The organism is Chryseotalea sanaruensis (genome assembly GCF_003990915.1).
GTDB classification, from domain to species: domain Bacteria; phylum Bacteroidota; class Bacteroidia; order Cytophagales; family Cyclobacteriaceae; genus Chryseotalea; species Chryseotalea sanaruensis.
This window is the reverse complement of sequence record NZ_BHXQ01000005.1, coordinates 190423-207699: the sequence shown is the minus strand read 5'-3', so window position 1 is coordinate 207699 and position 17277 is coordinate 190423. Positions and strand designations below refer to the sequence as shown.

The following is a 17277-nucleotide window of genomic DNA, read 5'->3' as shown; positions in this document are numbered from 1 at the left end:
TCATAAACGGTATATGTATGTTACAAACCATAAAACTTAGTGCCTTTCTGGTAGCCAATCAATTGGATTTAAAAGGCTTAAAGGCCTTTTTAGAAATTAAGCCTAACGCATACAGCTCAGCGGAGCTTTTTTACAAACTCAGCGAGCAGAAATACCAATACTATTTCAATTTTGGTGCTGTTCTCTTTAGTGGTTTTACTGAAGAAGAAATGCGCTACGCCCTTAAAACAATTCATCCTTTTCAGAAAGCACCGTTGACTTCATCTCTTCGCGATGACTTTTTGATCGATGTGGAAACAACAGGCACTACAAAATTTGAATTCGATCAAATGACGGTGAGCCGTATTGATGATCAGGTGATTCGCATTGCTATGTTTAACCTGGCACAATCGTTGGCCATAGATCACCACCATATTGTTGCGGAAAATTTATTACGCGAAGTGAAAGGTTTTACCACACAACTAGAACAAACAGGCACCCTAAAAATTGGTAGAAAAAATATGTTGCGCTTTTTAGGTCGTGCCCTTAATACGCAAAACGATATTGCCGAGAACATTTATATTTTCGATGCTCCAGAACTGGTGTGGGATGATGAATACCTGGACAAGGTACACCAAGGACTTAGCAAGCATTTTGATTTGCGTATGCGCTTCTCCGAACTGGAATACACACTGCGTATCATAGAAGATAACCTTACAGTATTCAGAGAAATCTATAACCAGAAAGAAAGCAGCCGCCTGGAGTGGATCATCATTATCCTGATTTTATTTGAAGTCTTCGATCTTATTATCAGTAAGCTACTTCATTTGTTTTAATGACTGTTACTAAAAATATAATCATAACATGCGAGCACGGAGGTAATCAAATACCCATACGCTACCGTTCACTCTTTGATGAAAATGCTTTACAGCAAACAACAGCGTGGGATGAAGGCGCACTCGATCTGGCATTATCGCTGGCAGAAGAACTAGATGTGCCTTGCTTTGCACACCAGACTTCGCGCCTGTTAGTAGATGTTAATCTCTCGCTAGGAAATAAAGGACTATTTATTCTAAACTCAACATTGCTTGGAGATGCTGACCGACAAAATATACTGGAGCGTTATTACTTTCCATATAGGTTGAGGTTAGAAAACACTATAGCCATGAGCGATAAGGCTTTAGTACATGTATCGCTTCATACCACACCTGAACAACAAACAGACATAACGCTTATTTTTAATAGCAAAAGAACACTGGAAAATGAATGTGCTTTAATATTGATTGATGCATTGAATAATTCATCAAATAGCTTTCGAGTTTCCACGCAGGATGTGGCCAATACCTTGGAGGATAGTTTTGTTCAGTATTTACGAACGCGTTTTGATGATGAGGCTTATGCCGGCCTTACTTTAATTGTTCATCCGCGACTAACCAGCGATGAAAATATTATTGTGCTTGTTGAAAAACTTAGCAAGGCTTTATCCCTCCTGCGTAGCTGAATCTTTAAGATCGCGCAAAAGATCTTGCAGTTTTATTAAATGATTCCCATACAATTTTTTCAGATACCAATTCGTGAACAAAAGCGCGGTAGTCATAATAACGACCGTTGCAAATAAAAGACGAAGTATCATTTCGGGCTCTGTTAAGCGATGAAGAAAATTATCAAACCCTCTTTCAATAGCGGCAAATAAAATACCTAGTACAAAATAAACAGGATAAAAAATTAAATAACTGCTTCGGTAAAATTGCAAATAGGCTTTTAAATCGTTGATCAAATTCTCCAGATTTTCTCGAATGTTTTGTTGTGAGGGATCAAAGTGATTGAGTAGCTGAATTTTTTTTACGTAATAAACCAAATAAGCTAAAAGCAAAAGTAATAAAGAAACAATAGACCATTTCATGGCACCACTACGCAATGTGAAGGAAAAGTATAGCATGATTAAACCAAAAACAATGGTGATGGTAAGTTCAAACCACACACTCCGTTTCAATTTGGCTACAATAGAATTACTACTACCTTTAATCATGGCCGCAATTTCATCAGCCTGTTTAGCCGGATAGCTTTGCTTTTTTTTCCAAATCGATTTTAAATCATCCAGTTCCATTTTACGGAGTCATCAATTTTTTAATTTTTTCGCGAATGCGGTTCATTCGAACCCGCACATTATTTTGCGTTATACCAATCGTTTCTGCTATCTCTTCGTAGGGTATTTCGTCAAGCGCCATCATAATCATGGCTCGCTCTATTTCTGTAAGCTGACGTATAGCCCACTGCAGCTTTTGATAATTCTCTTCTAATGTATCGTCACTGTCGTCCGAAAAGTTAAAATGCTTTTCGCGTATATCTTCTGTTTTAATAGACCTGCCCTGCTTGCGCAAACCCGAAATAGCAGTATTAAGGGCAATACGATACATCCATGTCGTTATCTTCGCTTCTCCTCTAAACGTGGGGAAAGAGCGCCACAATTGAAGAACAATTTCTTGAAAGAGATCGTTTCGCGCGTCACGATCATTGGTATACATCATGCATACCTTATGGATAAGACCCTGATTATCGTTTATAAGATTTACGAAAGGTTTTTCTGATTCGACCACGCAGCTATGCGATTCAAGTTGATATGTCGAAAGATACTAAAGAAAATTACAGATTCTAAAATTGACGATTTACAATGTACAATTTACGATTTAATGCTTTTTCTCCTCTACACGTTCAAGATTGAAAAGGTCGTGTAGTACTTCTGTAAGGGATTCGGCCTCACCACGCTTGCAGGCTGCTTTGAGTTGAAGCACAGGGTACTTCAAAATTTTCTGCATCAGCGAGCGACTCATTTCTTCGAGTTTCTCAGCCTCCTCAGGTTTCGCATTTTTCAAGAAACGCGCAATTTCTTCTTTGCGTATTTGCTCAAGTGTTTGCTTCAATTTTTGTATGGTAGGCGATACTACCATTTCTCTTGACCAGTCTTCAAAGTCTGTAATCGCCTGAGCAATGATAGCCTGCACCATAGGAATGGAAGCCTTTCTGCGCTCTACTGTCTCATTGGTTTTCTCCTGAATGTCATCAAGGTTGTAGACAATTACTCCAGGAATTTCTTCCAGAGTTGCCTCCACACTGCGCGGCATAGATAAATCGATGAAGAACTTGTGCGAAATAATATTTACTTGCTTCAATAATTCTTTTGTAATCAGCGGGCTTTCGCCTGATACTGAACTAACAATAACATCAGCATGCTGAATTTCAGCAAGAAGGTTTTCGAGGCCTCCGAATTTAAAGCCACATTTAGTAGCCAACTTTTCAGCCTTATCTGTGGTGCGGTTAAGAACAGTTACGTTTTTAAAGCTCGACTCTTGCAGGTTCAAACAAACATCCTGACCAATCTCTCCAACACCTACCACCAATACTTTCGGATCACGGTAGCCAGTAGTAACATCTTCTGCCAATTCTTTAGCGGCATAAGAAATCGAAGCTGCGCCATCACGGAAAGACGTTTCTTGTACAACACGTTTGTTGGCAAAAAAGATGGTGTGCATTAGCCTGTGTAAAAATGGACCAGCCATGTTTTCATCAGCTGTCCACTGGTAGGCATTTTTCACCTGCCCTGAAATCTGAAGGTCTCCCACTACTTGAGCATCTAAGCCGATGGATACCTCAAAAAGGTGCTGCACAGCATCTTTATCACTTAATTTTTGAAAATAGGGCGCTAAATCAATGGCCAGACCCTTAATTAGGCTTAAGCCACTAAAAATTTCGGTGGAATAGTCATTTTCAGAATTATAATAGATTTCGGTGCGGTTGCAGGTAGAAACCACCAAAACATCGCTTGCTGTGGTGAATTCGCGCACAAATTTCAATAACTGCTTTACGCCAACCTCATTCAACGACACCAATTCCCTAACTGCCACCGGTGCAGTCTTGTAAGTCAGTACTAAAGATTTAAAATTCCCGTTCATCGAACCACAAAAGTAAGGTCTATAAGGCTATTCAGCGTGACGAAAATCACAAGAAATATTATTTAGAATTAGTTCAAATAAGCCAAAATCAAAGATTTTGTATAGCAACGCGGGCTTGCTATTTTAGTTGTCAGATGGGCAACGTTACACTATGAAAATTCGGAAAATCGTGCGCAATTTTTTTGGTTTTTCACGAACCGAAACCAATGGCTTTCTAGTGCTTATGCCACTTATGATCTTTGTCATCTTCTCTGAACCGCTTTACAGAAACTGGCGCGCACAAGCACCTATCGAACTGAAAGATGAAACACACAAGCTTGATAGTTTGGTACAACTTATGGCCATGTCACAAACGGAAGTTTCGTCAAGTTTAGCTCCTGTACTATTCCCATTCGATCCAAACAAAGCCACCCAATCAGAATTGACTTCGCTTGGATTTAGTAAAACACTGGCCAGCCGTATTGAAAATTACCGTAACAAGGGAGGAGAATTCCGCATTAAGCAAGACTTACTCAGGCTTTATGGTATGGACAGCAGTTTATACGTACTTATGTATCCTTATATGCTTTTACCAGAAAGCCTGGTGAAGCGGGAAAAATTTGTCACTGAAAAGATAAACGTTGCTAAAATAGAAAAGATAAAAACCGATTTGAACCAAGCGGATACTGCTGCGCTTAAACAGGTTTATGGTATCGGTGAAAAACTTTCGCTTCGTATAATTAATTATCGAAATAGTCTTGGAGGCTTTATACAGACGAGTCAGTTGAAAGAAGTTTACGGCTTAGATAGTATGGTTGTGAATAGAATTCTTAAAAACTTTTTCATTCCCGATGTAGTGGAGCCTACTAAAATCAACATCAACACGGCTAGTGAAGAAGTGTTAGCCAAACATCCTTACATCAAATACAAAAATGCCAAAGCCATTGTAGCGTTTCGCTACCAACATAAAGCTTTTAATGAATTAGATGAATTACTTAACATAAAAGTGATTGATCAGAATACCTTCAATAAAATGAAACCTTATCTCACGGTTAGTGACTGATTTGCATAACGTGCCATTTCTAAACCAATCATACTTTTCTTGCGCACGGGTTGCCAGCGATACTCACCAAGAATACCATCCTTCCGAATAACACGATGGCAAGGAATTAAATACGCAATATGATTAGCGCCCACAGCAGAACCCACTGCTTGCATGGCATTTGGGTTACCTATACTTTCTGCTACTTGCTTATACGTGGTTACTGCACCCACAGGAATACGCAATAAGGCTTCCCAAACTTTTACCTGAAAGTTAGTACCCTTTACCAGAACATGTAGTTTCTGGTTGTCTTTGGTTTGGGTAAAAATATTGTCAGCAAAAATTTGAGTAACATTTTTATTCTCAAGTAATGTTGATTGATGCCAATGGGCCTGCATCGTTGCTATTGCTAAAGAACGATCCGTATCAGCCTCTACAAAAGAGAGCCAGCACACACCCCGTTTGGTTGTACCAATTAGTGCTAAGCCAAAAGTGGTTTCATGAAAACCATAATCAATCTGCAAACCTGCTCCGCTTTGCTTATATTCTTGTGGCGTTACAGCCTCTAAGGAAGTGAAGAGATCATAAATGCGTGCCTGACCAGAAAGGCCGGCCGTTTCAGCCAGTTCAATCAAGTTGCGAGACTCATGAAGTTTCTCCTTTAAAAAATCAACAGTTAAAAACTGCATGAAGCGTTTCGGACTAATACCCGCCCACTCACTGAACAAACGTTGAAAATGATAAGGACTTACTGAAGCCTCTTCTGCCACTTCCAGCAAACTGGGTTGCTTCAAGAAGTTTTCTTCCAGGTACACAATGGCTTTTTCAATACGCTGATAGTTAACTTCTTCCTGAGTAGCCATGCTTAAAGCTATAAAATTATGATATCAAAAATCATTGAATTTTATCATCTTCTCAACCGAAATCTTGCTATTGTTAACTGAGTAATGGTTTAACTTAGCCGTAGATTAAAGCAAAAAAAATGGTTGATCCACAACCTTCCATATACTGGCTGGGCTTACGCATAGATGAACCGATCACTACACTGACGGATTTGTTAGTGAGTGCAGTTTGTATTTATGCATGGCACAAACTTGGTAAGCTCACGGTTAGCTCAAAAAGCCTGATTTATTTTCGCTACTATTTTTTACTGATGGCATTAGCTACTTTACTCGGTGGCTTAATCGGTCATGCATTTTTATATGCTTTTAGTTTCAGCTGGAAATTACCTGGCTGGATTGTAAGTATGTTTTCAGTTGCGCTTATCGAGCGGTCGGCCATTGACTATGCCAAAACACATGTTCCCGAAAAAGTAGGCAAGTTCTTTTTGAATTTAAATGTTGTTGAACTAGTCACTATCATGTCGATAACACTTTACACACTTAACTTTAAGTGGGTTGAGTTTCATTCTGGCTATGGTTTGCTGGCAATCGTATTTCCCTTTCATGCTTATATCTATTACAAAACCAAAAATGCAGGTAGCCGAACCATTATTATTGCAGTTGCCATAGCATCAACTGCAGCTTTGGTTTATATGAACAAAATTGCCTTACACACCTGGTTCAACCACCTCGATATTAGTCATATCCTGATGGCTATTGCTGCATATGTTTTTTACCGCGGAGCACTCCAGTTATACATGGATAAAGATTAATAATATTGGGAACAAAATATTTTTTCATTGGTTTATAAATAGATCAATAATTTTGTGCTGAAAACGCGAAGAAGAATTGTAGTAAAATGAAGGGTTTGTCATTTGATGTTTTACGCACCGCTAAAAAGTATAAGCTGATCAATTATGGAGAACGCCATGATTTTGTGATTGAAGATATTTTAGCCAATGGCGATTTTCGAGTTAAGGATATCCACACGCTGGAACGCTACCTGCTCAAAGATTTAATTCGCTATGGCAAAGGTCCTGATTTCGAAATTAGGGAACTCGACTTCTGAATTGTTTAGATTGGTATAAATGTGTGTTTGGGTATACAATTTTTGTTAGACTTTTTGCCCTTGCTTTCGTTTCTTTGCATCTCTTTTCACCAATCGGTGCGCTTAAAACAAGGTAATTATGCAGGATTTAAAGATTTCACTTATTCAGTCCGATATCAATTGGGAAGACGTTGGTGCTAACCTGGCCATGTTTGAAGAGAAAATCTGGAGAATTTCCGGCCCTACAGACATCATCATACTCCCTGAAATGTTTACCACTGGCTTCACCATGAATGCCTCTAAGCATGCAGAAATGATGAACATGCGTACTTCAAAATGGATGCGTCAGATGGCTGAACAAACGGGAGCATTAATTTTAGGCAGCTACATTTGCAATGTACACGATCGCTATTACAACCGTCTGTTATGGATGGAGCCTAATGGCCAGCATAAAAGCTACGACAAACGTCATTTATTCAGAATGGCTAACGAGCATAAGGTCTATTCACCCGGAGAGAGTACCTTGGTTGCCACCTGGAAGGGATGGAGAATTTGTCCTCAAATCTGTTACGACCTGCGCTTCCCTGTGTGGAGCCGCAACCGTTTCGATCATGAAACACAGAAATTAAATTACGATGTGCTGCTATACGTTGCAAACTGGCCACAAGTACGTATTAACGCCTGGGAAACTCTACTGAGAGCACGCGCTATCGAAAACTTGAGTTATGTAGTAGGCGTAAATCGGGTGGGCATTGATGCCGATGGTATGGAGTACAATGGTAATTCGGCCGTAATCGGTCCTAAAGGCGATACTATTTTTTCTATTGATGGTATTGAAGCTGAAAAGACAATTGAGTTAAGCGCCAATGCATTATTATCATTCCGAGATAAATTTCCAGCTTACCTCGATGGTGATGATTTCTCTATTGAGCAAGGCGAGTTTGAGGAAGATTTTTTATAATCCATCTAAGGAATAACCTGCTGATCCGATTTCCTCCCAACTGTCATTAATCTTTTCCAGGTAATGTAGTCGGCCTGTGCTTTGGGTGGGTTCACTATCCGAATCCATATACCAGTATGATTGGATTCCAACGATTGCTTGCGTTCCATCCGCATTAAATCCTATTTTATTCAGGATGAAATACCATGTGCCAGACGTAGGATATTTTTTCTGAAAAAGCAACCAAGATTTTTTCAGATCAGGTTGGTCAAAGAAATAACGATGCTCTTCGTTTGAAAGAAGATAGGTCTCTTTAGCCGTAATCTTAAGTTCTTCACCTAATAAACTTGTCTCCGCATTTTCAGCTTCGTAATTTGAGAAGAGAGTGGCCTCCATGTTTGACATCTTATCCAGATTGAAGAAGAGCTCAAAAGCGGATTCTACAGGAGTTCGGGAAGTAGTTTGTTGCTTAATAACCACTTGGGTATTACTGAAGTTTCCTAAAATAGCGCTGTAAACGTCATATTCGTCTTCACTGAATTCATCGGCAGGTTCCAATGCAAATTCAGGAATTTCTATATCGTTTGATTGGCAGGAAAGAAACAGAATAGATAGTGAGAGTAATAAGATTTTTTTCATTGATCAGTTATGAATTGAGTTAAGTTTTGTAAATAAGATAACGGTAAAATTAGCTTTTGGCAGATTGCTGTTGCTACTTAATGGAATTATTATTTTGATTACTCATACTTGCATGGAACAGGATAATAGCCAGTCACCTTTAGGAATTAAAAAAAACCTTAGTCATAATTTTGTTTTCTAAAACATTATTAACTAGGCAGGTCTTCTAGTTATCAAATCTTCACATCATTCTACTGTTACACTCTTCGCGAGATTTCTTGGTTGGTCAACATTACATCCACGCATAACAGCAATATGGTAAGAGAGTAACTGAAGTGGTACTACGGACACTAAAGGCATTAGAGAATCTATAGTAGCAGGAACCTCAATAACATAATCAGACATTTTAGGAATGATTGTATCTCCTTCAGTTACAACTGAAATAACTCTTCCTTTTCGTGCTTTTACCTCCTGTATATTAGAGACAACTTTTTCATATGAGCTATCTTTAGTTGCAATAAACACAACAGGCATTTCAGCATCAATCAAGGCGATAGGGCCATGCTTCATCTCTGCGGCCGGATAACCTTCAGCATGGATGTACGATATCTCTTTTAGTTTTAAAGCACCCTCTAAGGCAACCGGGAAGTTATAACCACGACCTAAGTACAAGAAGTTGCGTGAGTCTTTAAACTCAGTGGCTATGGTTTTAATTTGATCATTCAGTTTTAAAGCAGTTTCAACTTTAGCAGGAATATTTTCCATCTCAGTAAGCATCTCATGATACTTCTGTTCAGTTATTGTTCCTTTCTTGTGCGCCACACTCAATGCAATCATATTTAGCACGGTAAGCTGTGCTGTAAATGCTTTAGTGCTCGCAACACCAATTTCAGGACCTGCGTGTGTATATGCACCTGCATGCGTAGCGCGAGGTATAGAAGAGCCTACAACATTACACACACCAAAAATAATAGCCCCTTTCGATTTTGCTAATTCAATTGCGGCTAAAGTATCGGCTGTTTCACCAGACTGTGAAATGGCAATCACAACGTCACCCTCTCGGATAACAGGGTTTCTGTAACGAAATTCTGACGCGTATTCAACCTCAACTGGTATTCGGCAGAACTCTTCAAAGAAGTACTCAGCTACTAATCCTGCATGCCATGAGGTACCACAAGCAACAATTACAATTCTATCTGCGTTAACCAATTTATTAATATACTCACGCAAACCACCTAGGATGAGGCGGCCTGTAGAAGAATCCAATCTGCCACGCATACAGTCATGGATGGAGCGTGGTTGCTCAAAAATTTCCTTAATCATGAAGTGGTCGTAACCACCTTTCTCAATAGCCTCAAGTTCTAAGTCTACTGTTTGCACATAGGGTGTTAATGGAAGATTAGCTGTATTCTTTACTGTCAATTTTCCATTATTGATAATAGCAATCTCTTGATCATTCAGATAAATAACTTCATTAGTGTACTCAATAATAGGAGTAGCATCAGAAGCCATGAAGAATTCGTCTTTACCAACACCAATTACCAACGGACTACCTTTGCGAGCTGCAATTAAAAGATTCGGATCTTCTAAGGACATAACGACTATAGCATAGGCACCTACAACTTTAGTCAATGCAAGTCTTACGGCTTCGTCTAAAGAGCATTTTTCATTCTCCTTAATATCTTCAATAAAGTGTATAAAGACTTCTGTGTCTGTTTCACTTTCGAAAACATGACCCTTTCTAATGAGTTCTTGTTTTAGCGAGCCATAGTTCTCTATAATACCATTGTGAATAATGGCAAGTTTTTTTGTAGCGGAATAATGTGGATGTGCATTTTCATCATTGGGTTCACCATGTGTAGCCCAACGTGTGTGTCCCATACCAATAGTGCTATTGAGATTTTTGTCTTTAAGAAAAGACTCTAACTCCGCAACCTTACCTTTCTTTTTATATACGTTAAGACCTTTGTTTAAGAGAGCAATGCCAGTACTATCATATCCACGATACTCCAGTCTTTTTAATCCTTTAATAATTATTTCGGCTGCTTGACGCTGGCCCACATATGCAACTATGCCGCACATAAATTAATCGTTTTGAGTTGGAGTAGTATAGAAAATTTTAAGCTTGAGGTTTTCTTTATTAAAAGAAATCCTGTTAATACTTTTAGCAGCAAATGGATTTCCCGGATAGAGTGCAAAATTGGTGAATCTTGACTTTGTTATATTGAGATCTGCATTTGACTCTTGTTCAATAAGTTCTTGCATGAACAGCGTAATGAAGCTATTGTAACTTTTCGTATTGCTGTTATAACTAAGTTGAGCGAAACGATCTTGTCTGTCTTCAACTACACCCAAAGTATTTGACTTGCTTATTCTGGATGTGTTTTCAGTTGCTGAGAGGGCAGTTGATAATGACCTAACCTTGTTATTGTAAAATATCAGATCAAGACTATCTTGTTTTGATCCATCATAGCGCTTTAGTCGGTTAGTATTGTCTATCAACTGTAGATATAGCGATTGCGGTGGCCTGAATGATTGAGGCTCGTCTATACTTCCAATAGATAACTCTGCTGAATTGATTACAAGATTTTCAATAGTGTCACAGAACTCTAAAAATTTAGAAAAATTCAATTTAGTTACAACAGGGACGCCAGATTGAATATATAATTTATTAGGATTTGCTGGTGTAAATTCAGCATAGGGTGAGGTTAGCCCGGCAAGTGACGATGTATTGCGTTCAGCAACAATCTTTGATGTTGACGCTAATCCAAGTTTAGGCACGTCACGCACAAAAGAAATGTAATAATTAAGTACTAAAGTATCGGTAGCTGTGTGATAGTGAAGCGCAACTCGTGTGGAGTCCGATAAAGATATACCAAACACCTTACTATTGTTGTTCCCAACTATAGCCAACCCTTTGAAAATTTTTGAGAAATCATCAAAGTCAGTAAAGCTCTTTTTGGTTATATCCCAATTATCAAAAAGGTCAAGTCCAAATTCATCGTTCAGCCTTACATCGGTAGTTATAATAGTATCTGCAGTAGTAAAATCATCTAATTCTTCATTGAAGAGCGCTGGTTTTATTATCTCGCTACCTGTGCCTAGCGGTATAGGATCATAAGCTACAGACGTATTAGTATAATAATCATTGCCACCCCTAAAACTCATCATCTCTGTCAGTCTGTGAATGGTAAATGACTCCTCGCTAGATGATGAGCCGCCATAATTATATAAATCCAAATGCAAATGCATTGTGACAGAATCAAATACAGCCCCAGTCTCCTTGGCTCTGCCAGTGTTAGAAGGCCGCATTTGTGCATAAGCCTCCGCTGTAATGCGACCAAAAACAGGATCTTCGTAACTTCCCACTAGTAGTCTATTAACTGGGTCATTAATAGAATTTGATGTCCTTAACGAATCGAAGAGTAATACACTCGACTCAATCGGAATTTCAATGTATGAGACTTTAAATTTTTGATTTTGATTTCTGAAACCTAGTATGCTTTCATCATCCAGGCACGCAAAAAGAAATAGCGCCACGACTGCAGACAGTCCCAGCGCTATACGTTTAACCCACAAGTTCATTATATAAATTGAAGTATGATTCGGTGTAATCTTGATCTTTACCTATTGTTTCTACTTTCTTCTCTTTCATCGTTTTGAAGAGATCATCAAGTTTTTTGTTTTCTCCTGCAACTATTACTGCATCCGAAAACTCCATTCCCATTTTAATGAATCCTTCAAAGTCTGCTGATTTAAGCGAACCTAACATTGCATCCTCGATGTCGAGCATTTTCACTTTGTCCATAATATCTTCATTAAACTTATGAGTGAAGCTATTATTGTATATGGTGAAAACTGTTTTTGCATTTTTAAACAACGGATCATTCTTATAAGTTGTTTTCAAATACAAAGGAATAAAACTGGTTATCCAGTCATTGCAATGAACAATATCAGGTGACCATCCTAATTTACGCACAGTTTCAATGGCGCCCTTACAAAAGAATATGGCACGCTCATCGTTATCGGCATAAAACTTATTTTCCTTATCATGAAAAACAGATTTGCGATGGAAATAATCTTCATTATCAATAAAGTAAACCTGCAACTTGGCATTAGGAATTGAAGCCACCTTAATAATTAGGGGTTTCTCTTCATCGCCTACGGGAATATTTATGCCTGATAAACGGACAACTTCGTGAAGTCTGTTTTTACGCTCATTAATGATGCCGAAACGCGGCACCAGAATCCTGATCTCCATACCCTTCTCTTGCATAGCCTGAGGTAACTTGCGGACAAAGTCAGCAACCTCTGAGGTTTGCAAAAAAGGATTAATCTCACTAGCCACATATAGGATTCTAATTTTTGACATACTACACTATTTAATTACAACACGTACCAGAACGGGAAATTGAGGTACAAAAGTACAAAAAAAGGGCCCCTTGTTCAAGATAAGTTCTAAATAAGCCTATATTTGCGCCCTTTAAAACCAGCCCCATATGGAGATTTTCCGCGAAATAAAGCCACTGAGGGCCTTTTTACGGGAAAAGAATAAAGCCGGTTTTCTTATTGGTTTTGTTCCAACCATGGGCGCTTTGCATGAAGGGCACCTTTCTCTCATTGAAGCTTCAAAAAAATTGGGCTGTTTTACGGTCTGTTCCATCTTTGTAAACCCCGCACAATTCAATAATGCCGATGACTTAAAAAAGTATCCGCGGAATATTGAAGAGGACATTAAACTGTTAGAGGAAGCAAAATGTGATGCGCTTTTTGCACCAAATGCTGACGAAATTTACCCTCATCCCAGCAATACGCATTTCGATTTTGGATCATTGGGAACAACTATGGAGGGTGAGTTCAGACCAGGCCATTTTAGTGGTGTCGCCCTTGTAGTTTCTAAACTCTTTCATATCATAGAACCTGATCATGCTTTTTTTGGTCAAAAGGATTGGCAACAGGTTACCATAATTAATCAATTAGTAAAGGATTTAAATTTCGATATTCAGCTCCATCCTATTACAACTCTAAGAGAAAAGGATGGCTTGGCAATGTCATCACGCAACCAACGACTTACCGAGGATCAAAGGAGTAAGTCAATAGTTTTCTACCAATCTCTATTAGATTGTAAGGCAAGATTAGAGGCAGGCGAAAGACTTGATAAAATCGCTCCATTCATAAAAAATAAAATTGAGCAAGATTCAGAGTTACGCCTCGAGTATTTACAATTGGCCAATCGTGAAAACTTATCTTCATTAAATAGCGTTGAAGAACCAAATAACGCTGTGCTTTGCATTGCGGGTTTCGTGGGTGATGTTCGTTTAATCGATAACATCCTGCTCTAAAACAAAACGATTTTTCTTGTATGTTAATAGAAGTTTTAAAATCTAAAATTCATCGTGCAAAGCTTACACAAGCAGAACTTCACTATGTTGGTAGTATTACCATTGATGAAGACCTGATGAATGCTGCCAACTTTATTGAAGGCGAAAAGGTAACTGTGGTGAACGTCAATAATGGAGAGCGTTTAGAAACCTACGTTATCAAAGGCGAGCGTGGCTCCGGACAAATTTGTCTAAACGGCCCAGCTGCGCGTAAAGCTGCTGTGGGTGATTTGGTGATCATTTTCTCGTACGCCCAAATGGAGTTTGAAAAAGCAAAGCAATTTAAACCAACGTTAGTTTTCCCAACACCAGATAATAAACTAGCTTAGTCTGTTATGACAAAACGCTTCCGTTCTGTATTTCAATATTTATTAATACTGGGAGCAACTGTTTTTTTGGTTTGGTTTTCATTGCGTGGTATTCGCGTAGAAGGCACAGAAAATACTTTACAGGATAAGTGGTCGTACTTATATAAAACCTGGCAACTTTCTGATAAAGGCTGGTTGTTATTAATGGCTGGACTTTCCATGATCAGTCATTTAATTCGTGCGGAGCGTTGGCGAATGTTGCTCGTCTCTGCCGGAAGTAATACCACTTTGCATCAGTCATTTCTTTCATTATTAATTGGCTATTTAGTTAACCTGGTAATTCCACGTGGTGGTGAAATCAGTCGCTGCTATAATATTCAACAGCTCAACAAAACCTCTATTGAAGTTTCACTTGGCACAGTAGTAATGGAGCGCATCATTGATGTGTTATGTCTGTTAGCTGTGTTGGCTGTTACTTTTTTGTTGCAGGCCGACAGGCTTTTTGCCTTTATTAATTCATTGCCGTTGGGTGGTGGTGGATCTAATTTTGAAAAGCTATTGATTCTATTAGCCATTGCAGTAGTGCTTTTTAGCGTATTGGTTTGGATACTTTGGAGAAGACCAAAAGTAAAGGCATGGTTTCACAAAATATTTCTTGGTTTTAGGGGAGGTTTGCTCTCCATCTTAAAGTTACAACGCCCTCTACTCTTTATTGGCTATTCTATTGCGATTTGGCTGCTGTATTTTGTCATGAGCTACGTAGTCATGCTTGCATTTCCCGCTACCGATTCACTCGGTCTCGGGGCGGTGTTAAGCATTTTTGCTTTAGGCGCTATTGCCATGGTTGCTCCTCTTCCTGGTGGTGCGGGTGCCTACCATACGCTGGTTCCAGCCGGAGTTAGTTTTCTGTACGCTATCACCATCAGTGATGCTACGGCCTTTGTCTTTGTCTTTCATGCCTGGCAAACCCTTATTATGATTGTTGCCGGGGTGATTGCCCTGATCAGTAGCTCACTCTTGGCTAAAAAACCATAAATCACGCTTCAATTTCGTTTAGTTAAGCCATTTTATTGTCCTGCTTTTGCCGAAACGGCTACGAACTGGCAGGCTCACCTCTATGAGATTGATCAAAATACGTAGGGCATGTTAACAGCAGTTATTCCTAATCATATTTTAACAAAAGCGCTTTGAGTTCTTTGAGATTAAAATCATTTTTTACAAAAGAAAATACTGTTTTCCCTTTCTTGGTTTCGATATTTACCTTGGCTCCCTTTTTTATTAATCTTTCTATATAGTCATGCTCTAAGTATGTTTGTCTGCATACATACATTAATGCAGTCATACCAGATCTTGTCTGCAGGTTTACATTGATATCATAAGCCTCTAATAAAAAATTAAATTTCTTCCTGTGACTATCTCCATAATAGTTCTTGTCCATTAAATAGATTAAAGCAGTTTTATCATAATTATCCTGAATGTTTATATCAGCTCCACTTTTTAAGAGCAATTCTACTTTTTCTTCACCAGCACTACAACATGCCAGCATAAGAGCCGTTTTACCTTCCTTATTTTGATGATTGACATTAGCACCTCTACTTATGAGCTTTTTTAATTTTTCCAAGGGTCCCACTTCACTCGCGAGTATTATCGCAGTATCCCCATTTTCATTTACCTCATCTACATCCACATCTCCTAATATTTTTGGAGCCGCAGCTCCATATTCGACTAATATTTCTTTTAATTGATTATCTCCATTATATATAATGTTGCTAACAGCATGTGTCATAGCACTTTCCCCTCTTTCATTCACCAATGATAAATCAGCACCATGTTCTAATAATTTTTTAACCGCTTCGATCTTATTCATCTTACATGCCTTAATCAGGGGGGTATCTCCCTCTTTATCCTGGACATTTAATTTATGGCCGGAATTCAAAAGGATGCTAATTAAGTTTACATGCCCTTTCGATGCAGCTACATGCAGAAGGGTATCTCCTCTGCTAGAATCACCTGTATTAATATTGGCTCCCTGCCTTAATAAAAGACTGGTAATTGATTCGTTGTTTTTTTTGAATTCCTCCTGCGCATCGTAGAGCGCATGATAAAGAGGATTGCGACCCAGTTCATCAACTGCATTGATCTCAGCCCCCGCTTCAATCAATTCCTGATATATGTTAATATCTATGCCTTTAGCATACATTAATGGTGTCATTTGCCACTTATTACGAGAGTTGACATGAGCTCCCTTTTTAATTAAAGTAACGGCTATGTCAGTGCAATAATTATCTAAAGTGTTCATAAGCGAAGATACCCCATCTTCGCCCACCTTGTTTACATCAGCGTTATGTTCAATTAGAAAGTAAACGATGTCTCTAACTCTTTCAAATAGACTTATTCCTGAACTGATAGTAAGGCTCGTAGTCGCGCATAGTAAAGGTGTTCTACAGTATTTATCAACAAAATCAACATTTCCACCATTGTTTATGATATATTTACAACCGTCTAAGTAACCATAATAAGCACTAAGTGTTAATGGGGAATTCCCTTCGCTATCCAAAACATTATAATCCTTTATGTTTTTTAGTTTACTAATCCATTCCTCTTCACTCCCTGTCTTGCGTATTACATTGTCTAAACTTTTATACATTGGTATTTTAACTCTACTTTGTAACAAAAATTTTAATAATCATCAGCAAAAAAATTAATCAAAATATCATAAGAAAGCCATTGGTAACTGTCTAGTGTTTGGCTTGAAATGTTTAAGTATAAATCAGTAACCACGGTCTACTTTGCCTTATCCTACCCTCTAAATGATCAATCCCATAACCAAACGTCAGGGAAGCTGTCAATAAAATTCTTACATTAAACATTTTCAAAACCGGGTTTCCTAAAGAAAACTAGTTTTCGGGAAAAATAAGTTATTGGCTATTTCAATCAGTTATAGCAGACTGGGATCCAAAATTCGAACGTCTATCTTATACAACTGGCACAATTTACATTTGAGGCTTCTTATATTAAAGAAAAAAAGATTGACACTATGTCAGGGGATTTTTTTAGGATGTTAGTTAACTACTCCAATACTTTCTGGATGAGAGAGCGGCCATGCCTAAGCAACTAAAAACCATTAAATTACGCCTAATAAATCATGTCT

18 protein-coding genes are annotated in these 17277 nt (G+C 38.5%); 9 read left to right on the top strand and 9 right to left on the bottom strand.

Annotation, left to right across the window (positions count from 1 at the left end; all coding sequences use genetic code 11):
- The first annotated feature begins 17 nt into the window (after positions 1-17).
- Complete coding sequence (locus SanaruYs_RS14145; protein WP_127123239.1) at positions 18-815, top strand: RMD1 family protein; 798 nt, start codon at positions 18-20, stop codon at positions 813-815.
- Complete coding sequence (locus SanaruYs_RS14140) at positions 815-1480, top strand: N-formylglutamate amidohydrolase (protein WP_127123238.1); 666 nt, start codon at positions 815-817, stop codon at positions 1478-1480. The genes SanaruYs_RS14145 and SanaruYs_RS14140 overlap by 1 nt, the downstream gene beginning before the upstream one ends.
- On the opposite strand, the gene SanaruYs_RS14135 is transcribed toward SanaruYs_RS14140, so the two are convergent.
- From SanaruYs_RS14135 to hemA, 3 genes are all read right to left on the bottom strand, one after another.
- The gene (locus SanaruYs_RS14135; protein ID WP_127123237.1) at positions 1460-2086 is read right to left on the bottom strand and encodes a hypothetical protein; all 627 of its coding nucleotides are present in this window, start codon (positions 2084-2086) and stop codon (positions 1460-1462) included. The two genes, SanaruYs_RS14140 and SanaruYs_RS14135, sit on opposite strands and share 21 nt — an antisense overlap.
- Before the next feature lies 1 nt (position 2087).
- A complete protein-coding gene (locus SanaruYs_RS14130) occupies positions 2088-2576 on the bottom strand; it encodes an RNA polymerase sigma factor (RefSeq protein ID WP_127123236.1) in 489 nt (162 codons plus the stop codon).
- A gap of 90 nt (positions 2577-2666) precedes the next feature.
- Positions 2667-3929, bottom strand: a complete 1263-nt coding sequence (gene hemA, locus SanaruYs_RS14125) for a glutamyl-tRNA reductase (protein WP_127123235.1) — start codon at positions 3927-3929, stop codon at positions 2667-2669.
- 151 nt (positions 3930-4080) lie between these two features.
- Between hemA and SanaruYs_RS14120 the strand changes: the two genes are divergently transcribed.
- Complete coding sequence (locus SanaruYs_RS14120; protein ID WP_127123234.1) at positions 4081-4971, top strand: ComEA family DNA-binding protein; 891 nt, start codon at positions 4081-4083, stop codon at positions 4969-4971.
- On the opposite strand, the gene SanaruYs_RS14115 is transcribed toward SanaruYs_RS14120, so the two are convergent.
- A complete protein-coding gene (locus SanaruYs_RS14115; RefSeq protein WP_127123233.1) occupies positions 4950-5813 on the bottom strand; it encodes a methylated-DNA--[protein]-cysteine S-methyltransferase in 864 nt (287 codons plus the stop codon). The genes SanaruYs_RS14120 and SanaruYs_RS14115 overlap by 22 nt on opposite strands.
- A 119-nt stretch (positions 5814-5932) precedes the next feature.
- Here SanaruYs_RS14115 and SanaruYs_RS14110 point away from each other — a divergent pair, with 119 nt between their 5' ends.
- From SanaruYs_RS14110 to SanaruYs_RS14100, 3 genes are all read left to right on the top strand, one after another.
- Complete coding sequence (locus SanaruYs_RS14110; protein ID WP_127123232.1) at positions 5933-6604, top strand: DUF6962 family protein; 672 nt, start codon at positions 5933-5935, stop codon at positions 6602-6604.
- An 86-nt stretch (positions 6605-6690) separates the two neighbouring features.
- The gene (locus SanaruYs_RS14105) at positions 6691-6900 is read left to right on the top strand and encodes a hypothetical protein (RefSeq protein WP_127123231.1); all 210 of its coding nucleotides are present in this window, start codon (positions 6691-6693) and stop codon (positions 6898-6900) included.
- A gap of 118 nt (positions 6901-7018) precedes the next feature.
- Positions 7019-7840, top strand: coding sequence for an amidohydrolase (locus SanaruYs_RS14100; protein ID WP_127123230.1), 822 nt, complete (start codon positions 7019-7021; stop codon positions 7838-7840).
- Here SanaruYs_RS14100 and SanaruYs_RS14095 read toward each other — a convergent pair.
- From SanaruYs_RS14095 to SanaruYs_RS14080, 4 genes are all read right to left on the bottom strand, one after another.
- A complete protein-coding gene (locus SanaruYs_RS14095) occupies positions 7835-8458 on the bottom strand; it encodes a hypothetical protein (RefSeq protein ID WP_127123229.1) in 624 nt (207 codons plus the stop codon). The genes SanaruYs_RS14100 and SanaruYs_RS14095 overlap by 6 nt on opposite strands.
- Positions 8459-8683: 225 nt before the next feature.
- Positions 8684-10519 carry a glutamine--fructose-6-phosphate transaminase (isomerizing) gene (gene glmS, locus SanaruYs_RS14090; RefSeq protein WP_127123228.1) on the bottom strand — a complete coding sequence of 612 codons (1836 nt, stop codon included), beginning with the start codon at positions 10517-10519 and terminating at the stop codon, positions 8684-8686.
- A gap of 3 nt (positions 10520-10522) precedes the next feature.
- A complete protein-coding gene (locus tag SanaruYs_RS14085; RefSeq protein WP_127123227.1) occupies positions 10523-12022 on the bottom strand; it encodes a DUF4270 family protein in 1500 nt (499 codons plus the stop codon).
- On the bottom strand, positions 12006-12809 hold the full coding sequence (locus tag SanaruYs_RS14080) for a glycogen/starch synthase (RefSeq protein ID WP_127123226.1): 804 nt from the start codon (positions 12807-12809) through the stop codon (positions 12006-12008). Before SanaruYs_RS14080 ends, SanaruYs_RS14085 begins: the two co-directional genes overlap by 17 nt.
- Positions 12810-12936: 127 nt before the next feature.
- On the opposite strand from SanaruYs_RS14080, the gene panC reads away from it, so the two are divergent.
- Genes panC through SanaruYs_RS14065 form a run of 3 tightly spaced genes read left to right on the top strand, consistent with a single transcriptional unit; the run spans position 12937 to position 15161 of the window.
- Entirely contained in the window at positions 12937-13779 is an 843-nt protein-coding gene (panC, locus tag SanaruYs_RS14075) for a pantoate--beta-alanine ligase (protein WP_127123225.1), read from the top strand.
- A gap of 20 nt (positions 13780-13799) precedes the next feature.
- Positions 13800-14147 (top strand): aspartate 1-decarboxylase, encoded by a 348-nt coding sequence (panD, locus tag SanaruYs_RS14070; protein WP_127123224.1) that lies wholly within the window; start codon positions 13800-13802, stop codon positions 14145-14147.
- 6 nt (positions 14148-14153) lie between these two features.
- Positions 14154-15161: a lysylphosphatidylglycerol synthase transmembrane domain-containing protein gene (locus SanaruYs_RS14065; protein ID WP_127123223.1), complete on the top strand. Its 1008-nt coding sequence runs from the start codon at positions 14154-14156 to the stop codon at positions 15159-15161.
- 127 nt (positions 15162-15288) lie between these two features.
- On the opposite strand, the gene SanaruYs_RS14060 is transcribed toward SanaruYs_RS14065, so the two are convergent.
- Positions 15289-16773, bottom strand: a complete 1485-nt coding sequence (locus SanaruYs_RS14060) for an ankyrin repeat domain-containing protein (protein WP_127123222.1) — start codon at positions 16771-16773, stop codon at positions 15289-15291.
- Between the last annotated feature and the right edge of the window lie 504 nt (positions 16774-17277).